Annotated in this window: 17 protein-coding genes; 1 reads left to right on the top strand and 16 read right to left on the bottom strand. The window is 67.3% G+C overall.

The genetic code is table 11. The features are described from left to right. The 14 genes from BLQ75_RS05785 to BLQ75_RS05720 form a co-directional block, all read right to left on the bottom strand. Positions 1-861, bottom strand: coding sequence for a TatD family hydrolase (locus tag BLQ75_RS05785; RefSeq protein WP_092598921.1), 861 nt, complete (start codon positions 859-861; stop codon positions 1-3). Continuing rightward, positions 861-1,538, bottom strand: a complete 678-nt coding sequence (locus BLQ75_RS05780; RefSeq protein WP_092598918.1) for an EboA domain-containing protein — start codon at positions 1,536-1,538, stop codon at positions 861-863. The genes BLQ75_RS05785 and BLQ75_RS05780 overlap by 1 nt, the downstream gene beginning before the upstream one ends. Continuing rightward, entirely contained in the window at positions 1,535-2,374 is an 840-nt protein-coding gene (locus BLQ75_RS05775; protein ID WP_425286440.1) for a sugar phosphate isomerase/epimerase family protein, read from the bottom strand. Before BLQ75_RS05775 ends, BLQ75_RS05780 begins: the two co-directional genes overlap by 4 nt. 65 nt (positions 2,375-2,439) lie before the next feature. Then, positions 2,440-3,327: an SCO3242 family prenyltransferase gene (locus tag BLQ75_RS05770; protein WP_092598912.1), complete on the bottom strand. Its 888-nt coding sequence runs from the start codon at positions 3,325-3,327 to the stop codon at positions 2,440-2,442. Further along, a complete protein-coding gene (locus BLQ75_RS05765; protein WP_092598909.1) occupies positions 3,327-4,514 on the bottom strand; it encodes an inositol-3-phosphate synthase in 1,188 nt (395 codons plus the stop codon). The genes BLQ75_RS05770 and BLQ75_RS05765 overlap by 1 nt, the downstream gene beginning before the upstream one ends. Before the next feature lie 127 nt (positions 4,515-4,641). Next, the gene (locus tag BLQ75_RS05760; RefSeq protein WP_244515262.1) at positions 4,642-8,922 is read right to left on the bottom strand and encodes a ThuA domain-containing protein; all 4,281 of its coding nucleotides are present in this window, start codon (positions 8,920-8,922) and stop codon (positions 4,642-4,644) included. Between the two features lie 293 nt (positions 8,923-9,215). Continuing rightward, positions 9,216-10,085, bottom strand: coding sequence for a sugar phosphate isomerase/epimerase family protein (locus tag BLQ75_RS05755; protein WP_092598903.1), 870 nt, complete (start codon positions 10,083-10,085; stop codon positions 9,216-9,218). A 29-nt stretch (positions 10,086-10,114) separates the two neighbouring features. After that, complete coding sequence (locus tag BLQ75_RS05750) at positions 10,115-11,278, bottom strand: Gfo/Idh/MocA family protein (RefSeq protein WP_092598900.1); 1,164 nt, start codon at positions 11,276-11,278, stop codon at positions 10,115-10,117. A gap of 114 nt (positions 11,279-11,392) precedes the next feature. Next, positions 11,393-12,457, bottom strand: a complete 1,065-nt coding sequence (locus BLQ75_RS05745; protein WP_092598896.1) for a substrate-binding domain-containing protein — start codon at positions 12,455-12,457, stop codon at positions 11,393-11,395. Positions 12,458-12,514: 57 nt separating this feature from the next. Next, on the bottom strand, positions 12,515-13,546 hold the full coding sequence (locus BLQ75_RS05740) for an ABC transporter permease (protein WP_170837348.1): 1,032 nt from the start codon (positions 13,544-13,546) through the stop codon (positions 12,515-12,517). After that, a complete protein-coding gene (locus tag BLQ75_RS05735; RefSeq protein ID WP_092598893.1) occupies positions 13,543-15,054 on the bottom strand; it encodes a sugar ABC transporter ATP-binding protein in 1,512 nt (503 codons plus the stop codon). The genes BLQ75_RS05740 and BLQ75_RS05735 overlap by 4 nt, the downstream gene beginning before the upstream one ends. 137 nt (positions 15,055-15,191) lie before the next feature. After that, positions 15,192-16,391: an ROK family transcriptional regulator gene (locus BLQ75_RS05730; protein WP_092599635.1), complete on the bottom strand. Its 1,200-nt coding sequence runs from the start codon at positions 16,389-16,391 to the stop codon at positions 15,192-15,194. Between the two features lie 313 nt (positions 16,392-16,704). After that, positions 16,705-17,856 carry a uroporphyrinogen-III synthase gene (locus tag BLQ75_RS05725; RefSeq protein ID WP_244515261.1) on the bottom strand — a complete coding sequence of 384 codons (1,152 nt, stop codon included), beginning with the start codon at positions 17,854-17,856 and terminating at the stop codon, positions 16,705-16,707. 207 nt (positions 17,857-18,063) lie between these two features. After that, the gene (locus BLQ75_RS05720; protein WP_092598890.1) at positions 18,064-19,458 is read right to left on the bottom strand and encodes an MFS transporter; all 1,395 of its coding nucleotides are present in this window, start codon (positions 19,456-19,458) and stop codon (positions 18,064-18,066) included. Positions 19,459-19,769: 311 nt separating this feature from the next. Here BLQ75_RS05720 and BLQ75_RS05715 point away from each other — a divergent pair, with 311 nt between their 5' ends. Continuing rightward, positions 19,770-20,801, top strand: a complete 1,032-nt coding sequence (locus tag BLQ75_RS05715; RefSeq protein ID WP_092598887.1) for a LacI family DNA-binding transcriptional regulator — start codon at positions 19,770-19,772, stop codon at positions 20,799-20,801. Between the two features lie 167 nt (positions 20,802-20,968). Here the strand turns inward: BLQ75_RS05715 and BLQ75_RS05710 are convergent, their stop codons facing one another. Next, complete coding sequence (locus tag BLQ75_RS05710) at positions 20,969-21,736, bottom strand: GH12 family glycosyl hydrolase domain-containing protein (protein WP_092598884.1); 768 nt, start codon at positions 21,734-21,736, stop codon at positions 20,969-20,971. 112 nt (positions 21,737-21,848) lie between these two features. After that, entirely contained in the window at positions 21,849-22,520 is a 672-nt protein-coding gene (locus tag BLQ75_RS05705; RefSeq protein ID WP_211481187.1) for a lytic polysaccharide monooxygenase auxiliary activity family 9 protein, read from the bottom strand. Positions 22,521-22,666 lie beyond the last annotated feature (146 nt).

The raw sequence follows: 22,666 nt of genomic DNA, 5'->3' as shown, positions 1-22,666 counted from the left end.
CTAGCGACTCCCGCGTTCGATGGAGTTGCCCGCGAAAGTCGCCCCGTTGTCCCCGGCCGTGACGGGAGTCTCGGGGCGCAGCCGACCGCTCTGCGCGTAGAACTCCACCGGGTTGGCCCAGAAAACCCGGTCCACGGCTGCCGGTTCGAACCCGGCGGCCAGCATCGCGTGGGCTGTCTTGCTCGTTTTCAGCGGATCGCTCTTGCCCCAGTCGGCCGCCGAGTTGACCAGCACGCGTTCGACACCGTACTGCCGCATCAGCCGGACCATCCGGTCCTCGTCCATCTTGGTGTCCGGGTAGATCGAGAACCCCATCCAGCATCCCGATTCGGCCACCGCTTCCACGGTCGTCTCGTTGAGGTGGTCGACGACCACCCGTTCGACCGGGACGCCGGATTCCCGGATCACGTCGAGGCTGCGCCGAGTACCAGCCTCCTTGTCCCGGTGCGGGGTGTGCACGAGTACCGGCAGCTCGTGCTCGGCGGCCAGCTCCAGCTGGGCGGCGAATACCTCGTCCTCCTCGGCGGTCATGGCGTCGTATCCGAGCTCGCCCACGGCCACCACCCCGTCCTTGGCCAGATAGCGCGGCAGCACCTCCAGCACGCCACGGCACCTGGGATCGTTGGCTTCCTTCGGGTTGAGGCCGATGGTGCAGTGGTGTGCGATGCCGTACTGGGCCGCGCGGAACGGTTCCCAGCCGACGAGGCTGTCGAAGTAGTCCACGAAGGTGCCCACGGAGGTGCGGGGCTGGCCCACCCAGAAGGAGGGCTCGACCAGTGCTCTCACCCCCGCCCGGTACATCGCTTCGTAGTCGTTCGTGGTGCGTGAACTCATGTGGATGTGCGGATCGAAGATGCGCATCATGCCTCCTCACGGGGATGGAACCGCGGCGGATCAACGATCCGCCAGACGTCGGCGGGGATCTCGCGTCCGGCCGCGCTGCGTTCCCGGGCGTAGTCGTTGAGCATGCGCGCCAGTTCGGCGTCGGCTCGTTCCGGCAACCCGGCGACGTCCCGAAGCGGTATTCCCAGGAACACGCATTTGAGCACGCCCTGCCGGTAGGCCGGCGCGTCGAGGTGGCTCGCCCCGAACTCGCTCAGCGCTGCCGCGACGAGGCTGGTGTCGTTGCTGCGCAATCCGTCCCGCACCAGCGGCAGCCCGGCCTCCACCAACCCTTCGTCGGCACGCAGCAGCCCGAGCCCCCGCAGTACTCCACGCTTCTCCGCGGCGTCGCCGTAGCGGTACAACGCCGTGACCTCGGATCCCAGTTCGGCTCCCTCCAGCGGGAGCGCGGTCAGCAGCAGTGCCCGTACCGCGTCCTCACAGGTCCAGGTCCGCGGCACCGCCCGGGGCTCCTCCGAGTCCTCGACGAGTGTGCCGCGTGCGCACTCCCTTCCCGCCGCCGGGAACAGCGTGCCGATGGCGCTCCGCCGTTGCGCTACGCGCGTCAGCGCCTCCTCCAGCCAACGCATCCCCGACGTGTCGGCTCGCTCCCGCAGAGCGGCACGCAGGTCGGAAGGATCTGGGTGGGGGGTCATGCTGTCACCTCCGAGGCGGCTCGCCGCAGAAAGCGGAGTGAACGCCGTGCCACGAGCGGCGCCGCGTGGCCGTGCCGGGGCAGCTCCACCGAGACGAGACCGCGGTACTCCACCTCGCGCAGTGCGGCCATCACCGGTGGGAAGTCGATGTCGCCCTCACCGAACTCCAGGTGCTCGTGCACACCGCGCCGCATGTCGTCGATCTGGACGTTGACCAGGTTGGGACCGGCGCGGCGCACGCAGGCGGGCACGTCGATGGGCTCCAGGCAGCGGCAGTGCCCGACGTCCAGCGTCACGCCGAACAGCTCGGGGTGGCCCAGTTTCGCCGCCAGTCGTTCGAAACCGGCCAGGTCCTGGACGAACATGCCGGGTTCCGGCTCGAAGCCCAGCTTCACGCCGTGCTCTGCAGCGGTGTCGAGCACCTCCGAACAGCCCTCGACCAGGCGGGACCACGCCGCGTCCTCGTCGAGCTGTTCGGGTTTCACCCCGCTCCAGAACGAGACGACGCCGGCGCCCACTCGTGCGGCTATCCGCACCGCGCGGCGCAGGAGGTCGAGGCGCAGTGTTCGTCCCGGCTCCGAGAGCAGCGTCGGGTGGTGTTTGTGCCACGGGTCGAGCAGGTAGCGGGCACCTGTCTCCACGACCACGTCCAGGCCCAGCCGGTCCAGATCCCGCCGTAGCCGGTTGGTGTGTTCGGCCACGTCGGGGTGAAACGGGTCGAGGTGGTGGTGGTCGAGCGTCAGGGCGACCCCGGTGTAGCCCTGCTCGGCCATTACTTCCAGGGCGTCCGTCAGCCGGTGGTTGTCGAATCCGTTCGTGCCGTAGCCGAAACGCAGCCGCTGTCCGGCGTGGGTGTGCTCCGGTGCTGTCGCCGAGTCGGTGGGGGAGTGGTCCGTTTCGCTCATGTCGGGGACACCCGTCCGAAGAGTCGTCGCGCGACCGGATAGGCCGACAGCACGGTGACCGCGCGGTGCTTGGCCCCTCCCGCCGCGATCAGTGCCGCCTGCAGCGGGATCATCCCGAGGATCCCGTCACCGGTGGCCCTGCGCAGCCGTGCCGGGCTCGGCTCGCGGAGTGCCCGCCACTGGGCGGTGCCGACCGTGCCCGCGTAGACGGTCAGGGCCGCCAGTGTCGTGCCCCGCGCGGGCAGCGGTGGCGGTTCGGAACCGCCGGACCCGGTCATCAGCCGGGTGCGTACGAGGAGTGTCGAGACGATCGCGACCGTCACGGCCAGCGCGATCGCGGGAACCCGTCGGGGAGCCCCGGTGACCTCGTCACGTCCCACCGTGCTGACGGCGAAGGTGTGCGCACCGATCACGGCGGCCGCCGGTGCCGCGTCGCGGGGCCCTGCGGGGCCGGCGCCGTGCAGCACGTCGAGGGCACGCGCGGTCGCCATCGTGGCGGGGCCGGCGGGGGTGTTCTTCAGGCCCAGGTTGTAGCCCCAGATCGTTCCCGCCAGTGGGATGCCGCTCACCAGCGTTCGCTTGCCGCCGGAAAGCGCGGCGATCCCCGTGGCCAGTGCGGTCAGCGAGATCGAGAGGGCCAGTGCGGAGGACGCGGGAACACGACCGGACGGGATGGGTCTTCCCGGCCGTTCCACCGCGTCGACCAGCCGGTCGGTGTAGTCGTTGAGCGCCATGCCCGCCCAGTACAGGCAGCACGAGGACAGCACCAGCCCCGCCGTGGTGCCTCGGTCGGAGGGCCGTCGCACCGCCCCGGCCGCCACATCGCCGGGTACGGACAGCGCGGCCGGGGCGCGCACGAGTTCGAGCAGCGTCCGGATCCGCATCACTGTTCCTCCCGTAGTCGCCGTACGAAGGTGCGAAGGGTTTCGAACTGCGCCACCAGCCGGTGCTCGTCCGAGGCGACCGGGTCCTTGAAGAAGAAACCGAGCTGGGGCAGGGGACCGGAGTGGCCGCGTTCGTGCGCGCGCGCCAGCAGTCGGGCCAGATCGAGCACGAGTGGAGCCGCCAGCGCGGAGTCGCAGCCCTGCCAGGTGAACTGCATGGTCATCCTGTTGCCGAGAAAGCCCTCGAAGGAGATGTGGTCCCAGGCCGTTTTCCACTCGCCCAGCGCGGAGACGTAGTCGATGTGCACCTCGCCGTCGACCGGATATCCCAGTGACTCGTGGACGGCACGTTGTTTCGAGGTGGTCTTGCTGGTCACGTTGTCCGGATCGGCGAGGTTGCGCCCGTCGCCGCCGCCGAGCAGGTTGGTGCCCGACCAGGAGTGGACGTGCAGCGCACGACTGGAGAACATCGGCAGCAGCGCGGACTTGACCAGGGTCTCACCGGTTTTGCCGTCGCTACCCGCGTAGGGCACTCCGCGTCGTGCGGCCAGCTCGTCCAGAGCTGGCAGTCGGACCCCGGTCGAGGGGGTGAAGTCGGCGTAGGGGCAACCGGCCCGCAGTGCCGCGTAGGCGTAGAGCGAACTGGGAGGAAGCACCGTGCCACCGTCCGGATCGGATCGCCGGAGCCCGTGTTCCAGCTCTTCGAGGCCGGTGTGCTCGCTCCGAGCCGGAGGGTGCGCCTCGGTGGCGGCCACATTGATCACCACGACGCGGGAGAGCCCGTACAACTCCCGGAAGGAGCACAACTGTTCGATCAGCCGTTCGGCCGTTTCCAGCTGGTCGTGCCCGGCCTCCTCCGGAGCGACACCTCGCCTGATCCGCTGGTCCGTGGCGGCGAGGTCGGTGTGGACCAGCTCGCGCACCCCGCGGGGCAGTATTCCAGCCACCTCGAGCTGCTCGGCACGTTTCGGCAACGGTGTCTCGGTGATGTCGTGCCCGGCGAACACGAGGTCGTCGAAGCCCGGCATCCCCTCGTCGAGGAGTTCCGGGGACTCGGTGACGCAGCCGGTGGGCGGGATCAGCCGATCGCGCAACGCCGCCGCCCCCGCGATCGCGGTGGTGGCGACCGAGCCCCGGGCCCCGATGAGCCAGATCCCGGTTCGTTTCTCACTGTCCGAAGTCGTCAAAGGACCGCCCTCCTCGCTTGCCTCGGTCCGTTCGGGACGCGCCCCCCGGACACCGAGCGTGGACCGACCGGTGTCCGGGGAAGTTCGGCGGCCTGCCCCGGTTCCGCGCGGGAACCGGGGCGGGAACTCACTTGCCGATGTCGGAGCGCCCGGCGGCGCTCATGATCCGGCCCTTGTCACTTTTCGGGATGACACCTCCGGCGATGAGTTCGTCGGTCACGCGGTCCACGTGCGACACGAACTCGCCGTGGTTGCCGTACCCGGCCCGCTCCTCGATCAGGTCGTTGATCGTGCAGCCGTTCCCGGAGTCCCGGTTGGTGACGCCGGTGTCCTCGGAGCCGATCACCACGGTCCCGCGCAGGTCCGACCCCAGGCAGGAGTCGGGTCTGATCTCGAAGGTGAACGTGCCCACCGGTGAGGTGTTCCCCGCCACGTCCGTGGCGCGGTAGCGCAGGGTGTGCTCGCCAGCGGTCTCGACGGTCACCGGTTCCGCGTATGCGGTCCAGTCACCGTCGTCCACGCGGTACTCCACGCTTCCCACGCCGGAACCGGAGTCCGAGGCCTCCAGCGTTACCGCCACGGGGGTGTTGTAGGTGCCCGCGTACTCGCCGTGCGGGTCCCCGTTGGGTTCGGCGGGATCCGGTACGGCCGAGATCTTCGGCGCGGTCACGTCGATGTTCTCGTCGATGCGGACGTCGCGGAAGAACACCGTGTCCTCGTCACCGTGGTTCTGCAGCCCGATGTGGCCGTTGCTCAGGTCCACGTTCTGGTCGTCATCGACCCAGTGGGTGATCCGCTCACCGTTGAGGTGGACCGTGATCGACTGTTCGGCCACGACGATCTCGTAGGTGTTCCATTCTCCCGTCGGGTTCAACGCGGCGTCGCGTTTTTCCTGGTCGGGAGCTTTCTCGTCGTAGATCGCCCCGGTCTGGTTCCTCGGCTCGTCGGTGGGGTCTATCTGGATCTCCTCACCCCGGTTGACCGCGTCCCACGGGTCGTCGCCCGGATCAGGGAAGCCCACGAACACCCCGGAGTTGTCCTGGTCGGAGAGCTTCCAGTCCAACTTCAGCGAGTAGGGTGCCTCGAACTCCCGGTCACCGAACCAGTACAGCCCCATGCCACCGGTGGAGCGCAGCACGCACTCCGCGGTGTGCTCGAAGCCGCCGGGGCCCGCCTGCTTCCAGCCGTTCATGCTGGCCGCGGTGCCGTCGAACAGGCTGGTGTAGCCCTGTTCGGGCTGCACCGCCTCGCAGGAGGGCGTGGTCCCCGAGCGGTTGAGGTGCATCGAGTCCACGTCGAACAGGCCGCCCGAACCGCTGCCCGTGAACACCAGGAACAGCTCGTCCGAACCGCCCGGATCGGTCACCGGTACGGGGTCCACCTCGGTGTAGCTGTCCCAGCCGCCGGTGTGGGGCACCTCGGCGGTGGCCACCACGGGGCCGTCGGGGGAGCCGGAGCGCACCTCGATCGTGCCGCCCGGGCCGCCCGAGGAGACGCGGAAGTCGGCCGACCGGATCCCACCGAGGTTGTAGGGGGTGAACGAGATCCAGTCACCCGACTGGATGTGTCCGACCCTGGCACCCGCGTCGGCCCCGGCGCTGTCCTCCACGACCTGTACTCCGCTGCTGTCGTCGAAGAACTCGGCCTCCTTGCCCGCGGGCTGCATGATGATCTCGGCGGAGCCCGTCAGGTTCGGTACCTGTTCACTCGGGGAGGTGTCGGTGTAGCTCGCGTTGAGCACACCGTATATGTCGGCTCCCTGGTGCCCGTCGGTGTTGGAGGTCTCGATGGTGCCGCCGCACCCGTCGGACTCGCTCAGCGGGTGTCCGTGGGAGTCGTTGCCCGTGGAGTGACCCAGGATGTACTCCACGTGCACCTTCGAGCAGTCGACCGCCGTGCCGTCCGGATCGGTGACCGAGACCTCGTAGTTGATCGTGTCCCCGAACTCGAAGACCTTGCCCGCGGCCGGTCGCTGGAACGACACCCGGGGAGCGGTGTTGCCCACCACCACGGTTTCACTGGCCGTGCCGGTCTTTCCGGTCTGGTCGGTGACGGTCAGGGTGGCGGTGTGCTCGCCCTCCGATGTGTAGGTGTGCGTGGGGTCGGCTTCGGTGCTGTCGGTTCGCCCGTCACCGTCGAAGTCCCACGCGTAGCTCAACGAGTCGCCCTGGTCCGGATCCGAGGACCCCTGCGAGGAGAAGTCGACCTCCAGCGGGGCCTGGCCGTTGGTCGGCTCGGCCGAGACCTGTGCCGTGGGGGCGCGACCGTCGCGGGTGTAGTCGATCCGGTACAGTGCCGAGTCCTCGGCGCCGCCGAAGTATCCGCTGCCGTAGTCGAGTACGTACAGCGAACCACCGGGACCGAACTCGATGTCCATCGGACGGGTGAGCGTCATCGAGGGGAAGAAATCCTCGATCCGCGACGGCTGGCCGTCGGCGTCCGGTGTGATCGTCTTGATCCAGCCGCGCCCCCACTCGTAGGCGAAGAACTCGCCGTCATAGGAGGCGGGCAGTTTCGTCGTGGAGGGGCTGTCGGCGTCGTAGCGGTAGACGGGGCCGCCCATGGGCGATTCGCTGCCCGAGCCGAGCTCGGGAACCGAGTCGTCGTTGTAGGGCAGCCATGCGGGTTCCGCCGCGGGCAGCTGGGTGAGCCCGTCGTTGTTGGGCGAGTCGTTGACCGGGTTGGCGCAGTCGTACTCGCCGCTGGATTCGCCGGTGGCGAAGTCGTAGTCGTGGTAGGCCTTGTTGTCACCGACGCAGTACGGCCAGCCGTGGAAGCCGGGTTCGGTGACGCGTTCGTACTCCACGATGCCCGCCGGGCCGCGCTGCGGATCCGCCGTGGCGGCATCGGGACCGTAGTTGCCCACGTAGACCGTGCCGGTCCGTTGGTCGACCGAGATCCGGTAGGGGTTGCGGAAGCCCATCGCGTAGATCTCGCCGCGGGTCTTGTCGCTGTCGTCGCCCGCGAACATGTTGCCCTGCGGGATCGTGTAGGAACCGTCGGAGGCCACGTCGATGCGCAGGACCTTGCCGCGCAGGTCGTTGGTGTTGCTCGAGGTGCGCTGCGCGTCGAAGGCGGGGTTGCGATTGGTGCGCTCGTCGATCGGGGTGTACCCGCTCGACTGGAAGGGGTTCGAGTCGTCGCCGGTGGACAGGTACAGCGACCCCTCGGGGCCGAATGCGATGTCACCGCCCACGTGGCAGCACATGCCACGGGTGGCCTCCACCCGCATGATCCGCTGCTCGCTGCTCGTGTCGAGGGTGCCGTCCTGGGTGAGCTTGAAGCGTGACAGCTGGTTGTAGCCCTGCCACTCCTCGAACACCGCCGGGTCGTCGGCACTGGCGGGCGCGTCTCCCGAGGGGGTATTCAACGGGGGAGCGTAGTAGAGGTAGACCCACCGGTTCCGCTCGAAGTCCGGGTCCACCGCCAGCGACTGCAGTCCTTCCTCGTCGTGGGTGTAGACCGGCACGTCGGCGGCTACTTTGGTGTCACCGGCCGCGGTGGTGTAGTACACCGTGCCCTGGCGCTCGCTGTGCAGCACGTCGCCGTTGGGCAGTACCGCCATTCCCATGGGCTCGCCGACCTCGTCGGCGGTCTTGGCCAGTGTCACCTGGTTGAGGGTGCCCGCCGAGGCGGAACCACCGCAGTCGGCCGAGACCGCGCCCGCCGCGGTGCGGATGCCACCGGCGAGGTGATCCAGGAAGTCCTGGTCCGAGTAGGACTCGGTGGTGTGCCCCATACCTGTGTACCAGGAACGGCCACCCTGGTAGGGCTGACACCAACTGATCGGGTGGTCCTCGCCCATCGAGCCGCCGTCGTAGGTGGACTCGTCCAGCGTGCTGAGCACGTGCACGTTCTCACGCGGGTTGGGCGAGTAGTTGTACCACTCGTCGGTGCGGGTCCACTCCTCCGGCAGTGAGGATGTCGAGGGATGGTCCGGGTCGGTGACGTTGACGGTGGCTTCCTGGACGGCGGGGTGCGAGTCGAAGTAGGCCCCGACGAGGTCGCCGTAGAATTGCCAGTCGTACTCCGTGTCGGCAGCGGCGTGCACCCCGGCGTAGCCACCGCCGTTGTTGATGTACTTCTCGAAGGCCGCCTGTTGTTCGGAGTTGAGCACGTCGCCGGTGGTGGACAGCCACACCACCGCCTCGTACTGCTGGAGGTTCTCGTAGGTGAACGCCGTGGCGTCCTCGGTCGCGGTCACTCCGAAGTGATGCTCCTCGCCGAGCTGTTTCACGGCCTCGATCCCGGCCGGGATGGAACCGTGTCGGTAACCGGCGGTCTTGGAGAACAGCAGGACGTCGAACTCCTGGTGCTTCGGAGTCATCTCCGGTGCGGACTCGGTGCTGTTCGCGTCCGAGGACGAGTCGTCCGACCGGGCGGCGGCCGGCGCGCCGAACGCGATCATGGTTCCGAAGAGAAGGATCGTGCTGAATGTCGCCGCTAGCGCTCTACGTAATAACGGTGGCACGGTGTCTCCCTCTGTAGACAGCATGCTGCTTCGAATTCGAATACGGGGTGAGCGACAGGACGTCGTCCTGTGGGGAACTCGGTTCCGAACCGGCCTGCCTCCGGTTTTCGCAGCCGAACGGCGGTACGTGGTATCCGTGGCACGGTGCACCGGGCAGGAGCGACCGGACGGGGTCGCTTTCCCCAGCGGGAAAACCTGATCCTGGTCGAGCTCGGAATGCCGGTTGCCGCTCAGCACCCGAGATGTCGGAGATAGTGGTATCCCTCCTTCGCGGTTTCCCTCGGGTGCGGTTGGTCGTCACGCTCCACGAAGAAGTGGCGAATTCCGGCACGGTTACGCGCCGCGAGAACGCGTTCGTAGTCGATGACTCCCTCGCCCAGGTCGGCGAACGAACCGTCCGGCGCCATTCCCTTGACATGCGCCAGTGGAAATCTGCGGGGGGCGCGTTCGAACAGCTCCAAGGGGTCCACGCCCGCCTTGACCACCCAGTAGAGGTCCACCTCGAAGTCGACCAGCCGCCGGTCGGTCTCGTCCAGCAGCACGTCGTAGGGACGTTTCCCCGCCAGTTTTCGGAACTCGTGGGCGTGGTTGTGGTACCCGATCCGGAGACCGTATCCGCGCGCCAGCTCTCCCGCCCAGTTCAGCCGCTCGGCCAGCCGTTGGTAGGAGGCCAGGTCGTCGGCGGAGAACCAGGGGAGCACGACCCAGCGCTGCCCCAGAGTTCTGGCCCGGTGCAGGATCCGCTCCAGCCGGTCCCGGTCGGTGGGGATGTCCTCGTGACCGGCGGGAGTCCGCAGGCGTAGTTCCCGCAGCAGATCGTGCACCCGTTCCGGTGTGTGGCCGTGCAGCCCGGCGAACTCCACCTCCGAGTAGCCGACCTCGGACAGGAAGGAGAGCGTGTCTACCACGGACTCGCTCATCATGTCGCGCATGGTGTAGAGCTGGATGCCGATCTTGCTCGGCGGTAAGTGCGGCCCGTGCCCCCACTGTGTTCCCGCCAGGGCTGTTCGCGCTCCCACGGATGAAGCGCCCATCGCCAGAGCGGTGGCCCCGGCGCCTCGGAGGAAGGCACGCCTGTCGGGGTTCGTGAAACCGTGCATGGTGAATCCTTTCGTCCTCGACGAGGGGTTCAGGACGTGTGCTGTCGGGACACCTCCGTCCAGACGCTGTGCTCGCGCGAACTGTGCTCGACCGCCGCCAGCACGCGTTGCACCGCGAGGCCGTCGGCGAACGAGGGCTCGGGATCGCCGCCGGTGCCGATGGCCTCGAGCAGGTCCCGCATCTGGTGCGTGAAGGTGTGCTCGTACCCGAGACCGTGCCCCGGTGGCCACCAGGCGTGCAGGTAGGGGTGCTCGGGCTCGGTGGCCAGTACCCTGCGGAATCCCGCGGTCTCCGCGTCCTCGGTGCGGTCGTAAAACAGCAGTTCGTTCATCGACTCGAAGTCGAAGGCCAGACTGCCCGCGGAACCGTTGAGTTCCAGGCGCATGGCGTTCTTGCGCCCGGTGGCGAACCGGGTGGCCTCGAAGGTCGCCATCGCACCGCCGTCCAGCCGGGCGAGGAACGCCGCGGCGTCGTCGACGGTGACCCGTCCGTAGGCGCCGCTGCCGTCGTCGAGCGGACGTTCGTGGACGAAGGTCTCCGTCATCCCGGACACCCCCGTGATCTCCTGACCGGTGACGAACCGCGTCAGGTCGACGATGTGGGCGCCGATGTCGCCGAGAGCGCCCGATCCGGCGCGTTCCCGGTCCAGTCGCCACATCATGGGGGACTCCGGATCGACTATGAAGTCCTGCAGGTACTGGGCGCGCACGTGCCGGATCGTGCCGAGCCTGCCGTCGGCCACCATCCGCCGTGCCAGCGCCAACGCGGGAACCCGGCGGTAGTTGAAGCCCACCATGCTGCGTATCCCGCGCGCGCTCGCCTTCTCGGCGGCTTCGGTCATCGCGCTCGCCGCCGCCACGGAGTTCGCCAGGGGCTTTTCGCAGAGCACGTGCTTGCCCGCCTCCAGAGCCGCGATCGCGATCTCGGGGTGGGAATCACCAGGGGTGCAGATGTCGACCAGCTCCACGTCCGGGCGCTCGATCAGTTTTTCCCAGTCGGTCTCGACCGAGGCCCAGCCGAGTCGTTCGGCGGCGGCTGCGGTGTGGTCGGCCCGACGTCCGCACAGCACGGACATCACGGGCTGTGGACGTGGATCGAAGACTCGGCCGACGGTGCGCCAGGCCTGTGAGTGGGCCGCTCCCATGAACGAGTACCCCACCATCCCGACGCCCAGTCGGTCGTTTTCCGTCATCGCTCGCGGCCACCTTCCTGTGTGAATGGCTTTCCTGGTCCTCGGGGAAGGCACCGGTTCTCCGGTTTCGCGGAGCCGGTGCGCTCGTAGTGCTCGGGGCGCTCGGCGCCGCGCTCAGAACGCCGTTGGCAGGTATTCGTCGACGTTGTCCTTGGCCACGGTCGCCGAGTGCAGGGTGATCTCGCTCGGCACGGCACGTTCGACCAACCCGGAAACGCTGCGCTGCTGAGCGATCAGTCTGGCCATGTTGATGGCCGAGGCGGACATGGTCGGTGGGTACAGCACGGTGGCGGCCATGGGGGTGTCGCCCGCCTTGATGTGTTCCATCATCACCTTCGACCCCGCCCCACCCACCATGAAGAACTCGTCCGTCCGGTTGGCCTGCTCGATGGCGGCGAGCACACCGACTCCCTGGTTGTCATCGTGGTTCCAGACCGCGTCGATCCTGTTCCTGGCCTGCAGCACGTTGCCCATGACCTGACGACCGGACTGCGGGGTGAACTCGGCGCTCTGGCTCATCGTCACCGCCAGCCCACGCGACTCGAGTGCCTCGGAGAACCCTCTGCTGCGCTCGCGCGTCAGCTCCAGGTTGTCGATCCCCGCGATCTCGACGATCACGGGGTTCTCGACGCCCTGCTGCTCGAGCCGGTCGGCGATGAAGTTCGCGGCGTTGACTCCCATGCCGTAGTTGTCCCCACCGATCCAGGTGCGGTAGGCGAGTTTGGAAGCGAAGACCCGGTCGATGTTGACCACCGGTATGTTCGCCCGCATCGCCTGCTCCGCCACCGAGGTCAGTGACTCCCCGTTGAACGGCAGGATCGCCAGTACGTCGACCTTCTTATTGATCAGCGTCTTGACCTGGGATATCTGTCGGTTCACGTCATTGGTGCCCTCGGTGGCCTCCAGGTTGACGTCTTCGAAACTCTCCGCCTGGGCCGTGGCGTTCTCGCCGATGGCGCCCATCCAGCCGTGGTCGTCGGAGGGGATGGACAAGCCGATGGTGACCGTTCTGCCCGGTTCGGAGTTGTCGCCCTGGTTCTGGCCGACGAGCTGGTTGGCGTCCTCGGCTCCGCTGCTTCCGCTGCCGGTGCAGGCGGTGAGCAGCGCCCCGGCTCCCACGGCGGCCCCACCCATCAGGAAGCGGCGGCGTTGTGTCGCTGAACTGTCCCACTTCGACATGTCTGTACTCCTTCGCGGAAGAGGGGCTGGACGGTTCCGTGTGGCGCGCTTCGGTCCTCAGGCGGCCGAAGTCCTGTTCGCGCGGCGTTGCAGCAGGACGGCGATCACGATGATCACGCCCTTGGCGATCTGCTGGATCGGCGTGGACAGGTTGTTCAGCACGAAGATGTTGTTGACCGTGGTGAACACGACGACCCCCAGGACCGAACCGATCAGGGTTCCCCTGCCGCCCGAGAGCAGCGTGCCGCCGAGGATCACCGCTGCGATGGCGTCGAGCTCGTAGAGGTTGCCGTGGGTGCTGGCGCCGGTGGCGGTCCGGGCGGTGAGCATGATCGCCGCGATCGCGCAGCACAATCCGGACAGCACGAACACGGTCGTGCGGATCCGACGCACGTCGATGCCCGCGAGCCTGGCGGCCTCCGCGTTGCCTCCCACGGCGAACACGTGCCTGCCGAATGTCGTCCGGTTCAGCAGCAACCAGCCCACGAGCACCGTCGCGGCGAACATGTAGACCAGCAGCGGGATGCCCAGGAACTCGGTCGTGGCGATGGCGCCGAATCCGTCGACCCGCACCACCTGCGGCTGTCCTCCCGATATGAGGGTGGCCATACCCCGGTAGCTGGCCAGCCCGGCGATCGTCACTATCAGGGAGACCAGACCGCCGTAGGCGATCAGCACACCGTTGATGAGGCCGCAGGCCCCCGCCACGACCACGGCGGTGAACAGCATTCCCCACAGGCCGAACTCCTGGGTGGCTCCCGTCGTGGCCCACACCGAGGCGAGGGCGATGATCGCTCCCACCGAGAGGTCGATCCCCCCGCTGATGACCACGAAGGTCATCCCGACCGAGAGGACCCCGATGATCGAGGCCTGACTCAGCAGCAGCATCAGGTTGGAGACTTCGAAGAAGTTGTCCGTGGTGGTACTTCCCACCACCACCAGAATCGCCAGTACCGCCAGCAACCCGAGAATCTGTCGCTGGTTGACGCCCGAGAACCTCGCGCGAGCGATTCGTGTCCTCGGTGCCGCGTCCGCGGTCAACCGTGATTCCGGCGCGGACACCGTGTCGGTGCGCGATTGCTCCGTCACGCGGCGCTCCCTTCGATGAACAGGTCGAGCACTTCGGCCTCGTCGATCTCCTCGGCGGGGGACTCGCGGACGATCCGTCCCTCCCGGAGCACGAGGACGCGGTCCGAGAGCCCGAGAACCTCGGGGATCTCACTGGAGACCAGGACCACTCCGACGCCGGAATCGGCCAGTTCGCGCACCAGCGCGTATATCTCGGCCTTGGCGCCCACGTCGACACCGCGGGTGGGTTCGTCCAGCAGCAGCACCCCGCAGTCGGCCAGCAACCACCGCGCCACGACGGCTTTCTGCTGGTTCCCCCCGGACAGCACTCGTACCGGTTGCGCCGTGTCCGGCGGTTGGAGCCGCAGTGAGCCGGTCACCTCCTCGGCGGCCGCGCGCTCAGCGGGCCTGTTCACCCAGCCCAGCCTGGTGTAGCGGCCCAGCGCGGCCAGCGAGACGTTGTGCGCGATCGACTCGTAGGGGACCAGCGCCTGGCTTTTGCGCTCCTCCGGGGCCAGTCCCATCCCGGCTCGGACGGCTGCGCGCACACTGCCCGGGCGGAGACGTTGTCCCGCCAGCTCCACGTGACCGCTGCGTGGTTTGCGCGCGCCGTAGACGGTCTGCAGAATCTCCGAGCGCCCGGAGCCCACCAGACCGGCCATACCCACTATCTCGCCCCTGCCCACGGTGAACGAGATGTCCTCGAACTCACCGGTGCGGCACAGCTCGGTGACACGCAGCAGTTCCCCACGCTGTTCAGGAGCGCTCCCGGAAATGCGCTCGGGGAAGGCGGATTCCATGTCCCGCCCCGTCATCAGCGACACGACCTGTTCGGTGGAGGTCCGAGCCGCGGGGAGATTCTCGGCGACGGTCCTGCCGTCCTTGAGCACGGTGATGCGGTCACCGATCTCGCGGATCTCCTCCAGCCGGTGCGAGATGTAGACGATCGCGATCTCCTGTCTGGTGAGCTCCTCGATGACTCGGAAGAGACCGGCGATCTCGTCGTGTGCCAGGACCGCCGAGGGCTCGTCCATGACGATCAACCGCGCGTCGAGCGAGAGCGCGCGAGCCATGCTCACGAGCTGTTTGGTCGCCGAGGGCAGTTCGCCGACCTCGACAGCGGGGTCGATCTCCCCGTGCCCCAGTCGTTCGAGCAGCCGGCGGGCGCTTCGCAGCATCTCCGCACGCCGTGAGAAACCGGCCGTGGCCGGCTCGTGACCGAGAAAGATGTTCTCGGCCACCGACAGACCGTCCACGAGGTCGAGTTCCTGATAGATCGTCGCGATGCCGAGCCGCATCGCCGCTGCCGGGGCACGTGGTGAGACCGTCTCCCCCTCCCACACGAGCGTTCCCTCGTCGGGGCGTTGCGCTCCCGAGAGCACCTTGATCAGCGTCGACTTGCCCGCGCCGTTCTGCCCCAGCAGGCAGTGCACCTCGCCGGTGCGCACCTCGAGATCCACGCCGTCCAGCGCCCGGACTCCCGGGAAGGTCTTGACGATGCCACGCATCCGCAGCAGGGTCGTGCTCATCAGCCGTGCTCCTCGAACCCGTCGTGTACCGGGAAAGTGCGTGGTGGTCTCCGCCGCGCTCCGCGTCGTCGGATCGAACCACCGGTGGAGGGGACGGACGTCCCGCAGCGAGTCGGACCGGTCACCGGAGGACCTCCCTATCGTTCGTCGATGCCACGGGGCACGGACAGGACCTGGTCACTGATCAGCCTGGCACCGCCCACCACACCGGCCGCGGCCGCGAGCTCGGACAGCACGATGGGCAGGTTTCCGGTGGCCAGCGGCAACGACCTGCGGTACACCGCACTGCGCATCTCGGCGAGCAGGGAGTGCCCGGCTCCGGCGACTCCTCCCGCCACCACCACCAGGCCGGGGTTGAAGAAGCTGACCAGGCTGGCCAGCACCTGGCCGACCCGGTGTCCGCTCTCGCGCAGCAGCTGGACCGCCGCGGGGTCGCCGACGGATACCGCGTCGGTGACATCGGCAGCCGAGAGCGCTCCCGAATCTTCGAGCAGCTCCGCCAGCCGTGGCGAGCGGCCGGCACGGGCGGCGGCCATCGCGTCCCGTGCCAGCGCGGTTCCGCTGGCGTAGGCTTCCAGGCATCCCCTGTTGCCGCAGGCGCACGGAGGGCCGTTCTCGTCGATCTGGATGTGCCCGATGTCCCCGGCGCTACCCGAGACGCCTCGGTGCAGTTCACCGCCGACGACGATGCCGCACCCGATGCCGGTGCCTATCTTGACCAGCAGGAAGTCGTCGACGGAGCGTGCCACTCCGGCGTGCAGCTCACCGAGGGCCATCAGGTTGACGTCGTTGTCGACCTGTACGGGGACGCCGAGCGCCTGGCTCATCGTCTCGCGCACCGGGTACTGGTCCCAGCCGGGCATGATCGGTGGGGCTACCGGAACACCCTCACGGAAACTCACCGGGCCCGGGATTCCTACTCCGGCGCCGTGGATGTCCGTGGCCACCCCTTCCGCGCGTAGTTTGCTCAGTAGGTCCAGCGCGGTGTCCAGCACGGTGGGCGGGCCGTTGTGGACTCCGATCTCGGCGTTGCTGTGTCCGAGGACCTCGAGTTCCCCGTTGGTCACGGCCACGTCCACGGAAGTCGCACCGATGTCGACACCGACGAACCGCAGATCCCGCGAGAGCCGCACGATGGACGAGCGACGCCCTCCCCGTGAAGCCGCGAACCCACCGCTCTCGACGAACTCCAGCTCGGTGAGTCGGTCGATCTCGTGGGCCAGCTTTGAACGGGAAAGCCTGATCGCCTCTCCCAGTTCCGCGCGGGAACGCGGGCCGTGGTCGCGCAGCAGGCGCAGCAGCTGTGCCTGCTGCGCGTTTTCCGGCCGTAGTGCGATACGCGGCACCTCGTTGCCTCCCGTGTTCGGATCGTTCGCCGAGTTGAGGTGAGACGTTAATCACGTTCCACGGGTGCTGGCAACACTAATGCCGCAATCGGACGGACTTTTGCTGTGTCGAGAACAAAGTTTGGAGGCTGATCGGGGGAGTGAATTGGTGCCTTCGTAGCAGTGAGTGACTCGACCGACTGCGGACGAGGTCACGGTTACGGGCACTGTGGACCCAGCTGGAGCTCGCCGCGCGGCTCCGGAGGATCCATTCCGGATAGATGTGTTTCCCGCACGGTACGAGCGGCAGTGGTGAGCGTGGAGCTCACCGGGAGTGGGAACGCATCTCCCCGCTGTCCATCCCGAGCCGATAACCCCGTTTGACCACGGTTTGCACCAGCCGCCGGGTGCCCAGCGCCGCACGCAGCCGACCGATCGCCGTCTCGACGGCATGCGCCTCGCCGCCGTTGGGCAGCACCCTCACCAGCTCCTGGCGGGGCACCACCTTTCCCGGCTGTTCGGAGAGCTTGCGCAGCAGCGCCATCGGTACCGGAGACACGGGACGCAGCTCGCCGTCGACGAGGACACCCTGCCCGCGCAGCTCCAACTCCTGGCCCCCGACCCGCAGAAACCTGCCGTGCCGAGGCAACGACTCCGCGATCGAACGCACCAGCGACCCGAGCCTGGCGCGTTCCGGAAATGTCACCGCGACCCCGAGCTCCCGGAGTGGTCGTGCGCAGACCGGCCCTACGCAGGCGGCCAGCACGTGGTCGCGCAACGCCTCGAGCAACGCTGCCCGCCGCCCGGTGCGACTCGCCAGGTCGAGCAGGGTCGTCGCGGCCGGGGCGCTGGTGAAAGCGAGTGCGTCGATTCGCCGATTGACCGCTGCCTCCACCAGGCCGTCCAGCGGAGCGGTGTCCAGCGGGGCCGCCCACCGGTACACCGGCACCTCGACGACTTCCGCTCCCGCCCGTCGCAGCTCCCCGGTGAACTCGGGCATCCGCTGCCCGTGCAGCTGTACGGCGATCCGAAGCCCCCGCACATCTTCCCCGAGCAGCTTGTGGAGTATTTCCGAGTTACTTTCGGAATCCGGGCACCAAGCTTCGGAGAACCCCGCGGCCCTCACTGCCCCGGTGGCTTTCGGTCCCCTGGTCAACAGGCTGCTGTTGGCCAGGTGCCGGCTCAGTTCCGAGGCCATGCCCCAGCCCTCCGCGGCCTCCAGCCAGCCGCGGAACCCGATCCCGGTAGTGACCACCACCTTGTCCGCCGGGCGTTCGGCCAGGTCACGGCTGGCCTCGAACAGTTCCAGGTCGTCCGCCAGCGGCAGGATTCGGATGGCCGGACCGTGCTGCACCTCGGCACCCCGGCGGCGCAGCATGGTCGCCAGCTCCTCAGCCCGCCTCGCCGCTGTCACCCCCACCGTGAAGCCGGTGAGCGACCGTTCTTCCCGTTGTGTCCGCTGTCGTCGTGTCATCATCGCCGCGCTCGGTTCGCGCCTACGTTGTCCTCGCAGGAGCAGGGGTGTCGGAGGGATGGGCCGCCTGATGGCTACTGCCGTGCGCGGTGTCCCACCTCCTCGGTCGGTGTTGTTTCGACGGATGCTCGCCTTCGGCGGTGTCAATCCTGGTTCGAAAAGGTTTCCCCGCTGTTAAAGTCACTTCGCTGCGTTGGCCGCGACTGTCGATCAGATGTGCGCGTGGGCGAGGTTGGGGAAGCGTTCGATCGCGAACCTGCTGCGTACGTAGAACCACCAGGTGGTGAGAACGCACGCGAGGAAGAACACGAGGATCGCGAGCAGCGCCGGGACCAGAGTTCCGTTGGCCTGCAACGAGAACTTGAAAACCAGGTTGATCACGACGCCGCCGAAGGCCCCGATGGATCCGACGATTCCCACGACCGCCCCGGACTGACGTTTGGCGGCTTTTTGCGCGAGGTCCTCGTCCTCTCCGGTTCGCCTCACCCGTTCGCTCGTCTCCACCTTGAATATCAGAGGGATCATGCGATAGGTCGAACCGTTCCCTATCCCGGTGAGCACGAACAGCAGCACGAAGGAAGTAAAGAAGACGGCGAAGTTCTCGGCTCGTACGCCGAGGAGAGCCCCCAGCGTCCCCAGCGCCAGTCCGACGAAGTTCCAGAACGTGATTCTCGCCCCGCCCAGGCGGTCCGAGAGCCAGCCTCCGAACGGTCGTGCCACCGAGCCGATGAGTGCCCCGACGAAGGCTACTCCGGTGAAACCCGAGAACTCGGAGAAAACTATTCCGATCAATGAGGGGAAAGCGAAGGAGAACCCGATGAACGACCCGAAGCTGCCGATGTAGAGCAGGGCCATCACCGGAGTGTGCTTGCTGGTCACAGCCTTTCGGTAGGAGGTGTTGTCGGGTTTCGCCACCGTCAGGCTGTTCATGAACGACCACGAGCAGGCCGCGGATACGATGATCACCGGCATCCACATCAGGGCAGCGTAGGAAAGGTTGACTCCGGTGCCGAGGTGTATCGCGAATGGTACGAGCAACTGGCTCACGGCGACGCCGATGTTGCCGCCGGCCGCGTTGATTCCCAGCGCCAATCCTTTCCTGCGCTCCGGGAAGAAGAAGGATATGTTGGTCATCGAGGAGGAGAAGTTTCCGCCTCCGACTCCCATAGCTGCGGCGGTGAGCAGGAAGAACCAGTAGGGAGTTCCGTCGAACGTGACCGCCCCGGCGAGCATGGCGCACGGAATCAGCAGCAACGAGGCGCTCGTGGTGGTCCATCCTCTCCCTCCGAACCTCGGTATCGCGAAGGTGTAGGGGATGCGCAGCGCGGCTCCGACCAGGTTGGGAAGTATGAGCAACCAGAAAGTCTGCCCCACTGTGAAGGAGTATCCTACGTCGTCCAGGCTCACCACGACGATGCTCATCAGTGTCCAGACGTTGAACCCCAGGTGCTCGGCCAGAACCGACAGCCACAGGTTTCGCCAGGCCACCCGTTTCCCGGTTCGGTTCCAGAAGTCGGGGTCCTCGGGGGTCCAGTGGTTTATCCAACGCCCGTTTCCTCGTGGTTCCGTCGTTGTCCGGTCTCGTTCGAGGCTGGGGGTGCTCATCCGTTCCTCTCCGGTTGTTCGTTTCCGCCGCGAGCATTCGAGCACGTGGTAATTTCGAATCGACGACACGCGATGACCTGTGTGCGAAATTCCACGCACATCCGCAAGCGGTGGGCTGTGCGTCCGGTTCGCGCCACGCGCGTAACCGTTCGCCCCACGCACCTCACGAGGACGCCCCACGATCGTGACGATCGCCTGTCACCGTTCAGACGCGTTTTGTAATATTCTCTGGTGAGTGCGGGCGTTTCTTGCGTGAGCGTTCCCAGTACTATGGCTGGGGAGAACGACCCTTGGGGCGAGCTGGAGGCCGTATGACGAGTCTTGGGCGTGTGCGGACGACCGGGCGGCCGACGCTCGAACAGGTGGCCGCGGAGGCCGGCGTCTCGCGAGGCACCGTATCCCGTGTGGTCAACGGCTCGCTCGAAGTCAGTACCACCACGCTGCACGCCGTGCAGGACGCCATCGACAAGCTCGGCTACGTGCCGAACCACGCCGCGCGCAGCCTGGTGACCAGGCGAACCGACACCGTGTTGCTGGTGGTCTCCGAGTCCGAGGCCCGGGTCTTCGACGAGCCCTTCTTCGCGGGCCTGGTGCGCGGACTCGGGCAGGAACTGGCCAAGACGAACCTGCAGCTCAACCTGATGATGGCCAGTGGCGCGCGCCAGCGGGACCGGGTGGAGCAGCTCGTCGGCAACGGTCACGTCGACGGTGCCGTGCTCATCTCGCTGCACGGTGACGATCCGTTGCCCCGCAAACTCGTGGAAGCGGGAGCTCCGGTGGCGTTGAACGGTCGTCCGCTCTCCTCCGAGGTGTCGGTCCCGTTCGTCGACGCGGACAACTCGACCGGTGCCAGGACCGCTACCGAGTACCTCTACCAGTCCGGCAGGCGTCGGATCGCCACGTTGACCGGCCCGCAGGACATGGCGGCCGGAATCGATCGACTGGACGGGTACCGGAGCGCGCTCAAGGCCCGTCGAGGGGTGACGCGGCTGGTCGCGCAGGGCGATTTCGGACAGGCCAGTGGTGAACAGGCCATGCGTGAGGTGCTCGAGCGGGACAGTGACGTGGACGCCGTCTTCGCGGCCAGCGACCTGATGGCCGCGGGGGCGATGCGGGTGCTGCGCGCGGCGGGCAGGCGAGTTCCCGAGGACGTCGCGGTGATCGGCTTCGACGACTCCGACGTCGCCCGCAACACCGAACCCGCCCTGACCAGTGTGGCCCAGCCGGTGCAGCGGATGGGGGCGGAACTGGCGCGGTTGCTCATCGCGCAGCTGGAGGACCCGACACGCAGTCTGGATCCGGTGATCCTGCCCACCGAGCTCGTCCGCCGCGGTTCTGCGTGAACGTCACGACCGCGGCGCACCGGCCGTTCTCGGCCATCCGTCGTGCCAGCACAAGAGTCCCTCCGTGAGGTGAAGCTACGGCGATTCGGCGAGCTCGCGGTTCGGATCGGCGGCTCCCGAAACAGACGGGCGGGCACGAACTCGTGCCCGCCCGTGGTCGGTGTTGATCAACCGATGTTGACCGAGAAATCGTTCGTGGCGAGACCGGTGCCGCCGACCCACGGCTCGAATCCGGCCTGCACGCTGTTGAGGTACCAACTCGGTTCGACCGAGCCCCGTTCGACCGCGTCGGCGCTGAAGGCGGTCAGGTCGAGGTCGACGGAATCGGTCGATTCCGTGCGGACGTAGCTGATCACGTTCCACCCGACGTTACCGGTCCAGATCTCCCACCGGGCACCGTCCACGGTGAAGGTGCCCACCGGGGATCCGATCGGCTGGATGTCACCGCGATGGTCGAGCCAGATCATCAGTTCGGCGGCGTTCTGCCCCGACTTGCTCGGCTCCGGGTCGAACCAGAGGTCGTAGGCGGCGTTGTAGGTGCCGGTCTCGGGGGTGGTGATGTCCCAACTGGTGGTGGCCTCGGTCATTCGATCGGCACGTACGGGCAGACCGGTCCCCGTGGTGCAGTTGCCGTAGTGACAACCGGCGTAGATGGAGGGATATCCCGCCGGGGAACCGTTGGTCGCCTTGTCGTGGTTGGCCGTGGTCACCGTGAACGAGCTCCCGTCCACATTGAGGCACTGCTCGGTGTCGGCTCCCCACACGTTGTTCTGCACGATGTAGCGTCCACCCTCGACCTGGGTGGAGGCGTACTTGCCGCACAGAGTGGTGGCGGGTTGTGCCGCGACCGTGCCGGTGGTCAACGAGCTCAGCGCCAACCCCGAGACGGCGAGGGCGACCGCGGCACACGACCGAAGTCTCTTTCCGCTGAACATCTGGGAGATGCTCCTGTCCGGTAGGAGGTGGAGCGGTGACGGGAGCACACGGCACGGGCCACGGTTGGCGTCTCCCGTCACCACTGCTGACTGGTGAGTCACCGCCGAACGGTCACTCGAAGATCACGTCGGAGCAGTTGTAGAAGGCTTCCGGACTGTCCGAGCGCTGCCAGATCGAGTAGATGAGATGCCTGCCTTCCTTGTCGGGGAGCTCGGCCTGCCAGGTGTACTCGTCCCCGTGCGGTCCGCTGCCGTTGATCGGCGGGTTCGTGACCGTGTTGAACGGTTCCGGCTCCAGGTCGGACCAGGCGAGCGGTTCGGTGGGGTCCCAGCTGTCCTTGGTGACGTACTGGTACCAGGTGCCGGGGTGGGGCGCCCAGGCGTTGTAGCGCAGGGTCACCGTCTCCCCGGCGGGCATCGTGGTGGTGGGCCAGTCTGTGCGGGCCATGTTGTAGGCGTCGAACGTCTCGGTGGGCCCGCACAGCTTCCCGTCGGGGATGATCTCGCGGTGGTTGCCGCCCGCGTCGCTGATCAGATTGCCGAACCAGTTCCACAGCGCGGTCTTGCCGCCGCGCTCTATGGCCTCGGCGCAGGCCGGATTGGTGGGGGCGAGGTCACCCCCCTGCCCGCCCTCCAGACCGTTCACGTAGCAGGCGTAGGTCCTCGTCTTCGGGTACGTGAACCCGCCGTGGGCCTGCGCCACTCCGGGATTCATGGTCGAGGCGAACAATGCGACCGCGGCACCGAAGGCGCCGATCGCGATCATTTTTCCTCGTAATCGCATTTCCGCTCCTGTTTGGTTTTGTTTCGTGTCTCGCGCTCAATTCTAGGGAGTGTCCAAGAAAATTAAATAGTGTGATCAGGTGATTTTGTGAAGCTGTGCAAGTTTTTTCTGGTGTGGTGTTTTTCGTTGGGTTTTTCCTGTGTTTC

It is taken from the genome of Actinopolyspora xinjiangensis (assembly GCF_900104475.1).
Classification (GTDB): domain Bacteria; phylum Actinomycetota; class Actinomycetes; order Mycobacteriales; family Pseudonocardiaceae; genus Actinopolyspora; species Actinopolyspora xinjiangensis.
This window is presented reverse-complemented; position numbering and strand designations above follow the sequence as displayed.

What these genes read in the sequence shown, in the direction of transcription:
- BLQ75_RS05715 (WP_092598887.1), top strand. Translation starts at nt 19,770, where the DNA reads ATGACGAGTCTTGGGCGTGTGCGGACGACCGGGCGGCCGACGCTCGAA.
- BLQ75_RS05705 (WP_211481187.1), bottom strand. Translation starts at nt 22,520, where the DNA reads ATGCGATTACGAGGAAAAATGATCGCGATCGGCGCCTTCGGTGCCGCG.
- BLQ75_RS05760 (WP_244515262.1), bottom strand. Translation starts at nt 8,922, where the DNA reads ATGATCGCGTTCGGCGCGCCGGCCGCCGCCCGGTCGGACGACTCGTCC.
- BLQ75_RS05785 (WP_092598921.1), bottom strand. Translation starts at nt 861, where the DNA reads ATGCGCATCTTCGATCCGCACATCCACATGAGTTCACGCACCACGAAC.
- BLQ75_RS05750 (WP_092598900.1), bottom strand. Translation starts at nt 11,278, where the DNA reads ATGACGGAAAACGACCGACTGGGCGTCGGGATGGTGGGGTACTCGTTC.
- BLQ75_RS05745 (WP_092598896.1), bottom strand. Translation starts at nt 12,457, where the DNA reads ATGTCGAAGTGGGACAGTTCAGCGACACAACGCCGCCGCTTCCTGATG.
- BLQ75_RS05720 (WP_092598890.1), bottom strand. Translation starts at nt 19,458, where the DNA reads ATGAGCACCCCCAGCCTCGAACGAGACCGGACAACGACGGAACCACGA.
- BLQ75_RS05780 (WP_092598918.1), bottom strand. Translation starts at nt 1,538, where the DNA reads ATGACCCCCCACCCAGATCCTTCCGACCTGCGTGCCGCTCTGCGGGAG.
- BLQ75_RS05755 (WP_092598903.1), bottom strand. Translation starts at nt 10,085, where the DNA reads ATGCACGGTTTCACGAACCCCGACAGGCGTGCCTTCCTCCGAGGCGCC.
- BLQ75_RS05710 (WP_092598884.1), bottom strand. Translation starts at nt 21,736, where the DNA reads ATGTTCAGCGGAAAGAGACTTCGGTCGTGTGCCGCGGTCGCCCTCGCC.
- BLQ75_RS05735 (WP_092598893.1), bottom strand. Translation starts at nt 15,054, where the DNA reads ATGAGCACGACCCTGCTGCGGATGCGTGGCATCGTCAAGACCTTCCCG.
- BLQ75_RS05725 (WP_244515261.1), bottom strand. Translation starts at nt 17,856, where the DNA reads ATGATGACACGACGACAGCGGACACAACGGGAAGAACGGTCGCTCACC.
- BLQ75_RS05770 (WP_092598912.1), bottom strand. Translation starts at nt 3,327, where the DNA reads ATGCGGATCCGGACGCTGCTCGAACTCGTGCGCGCCCCGGCCGCGCTG.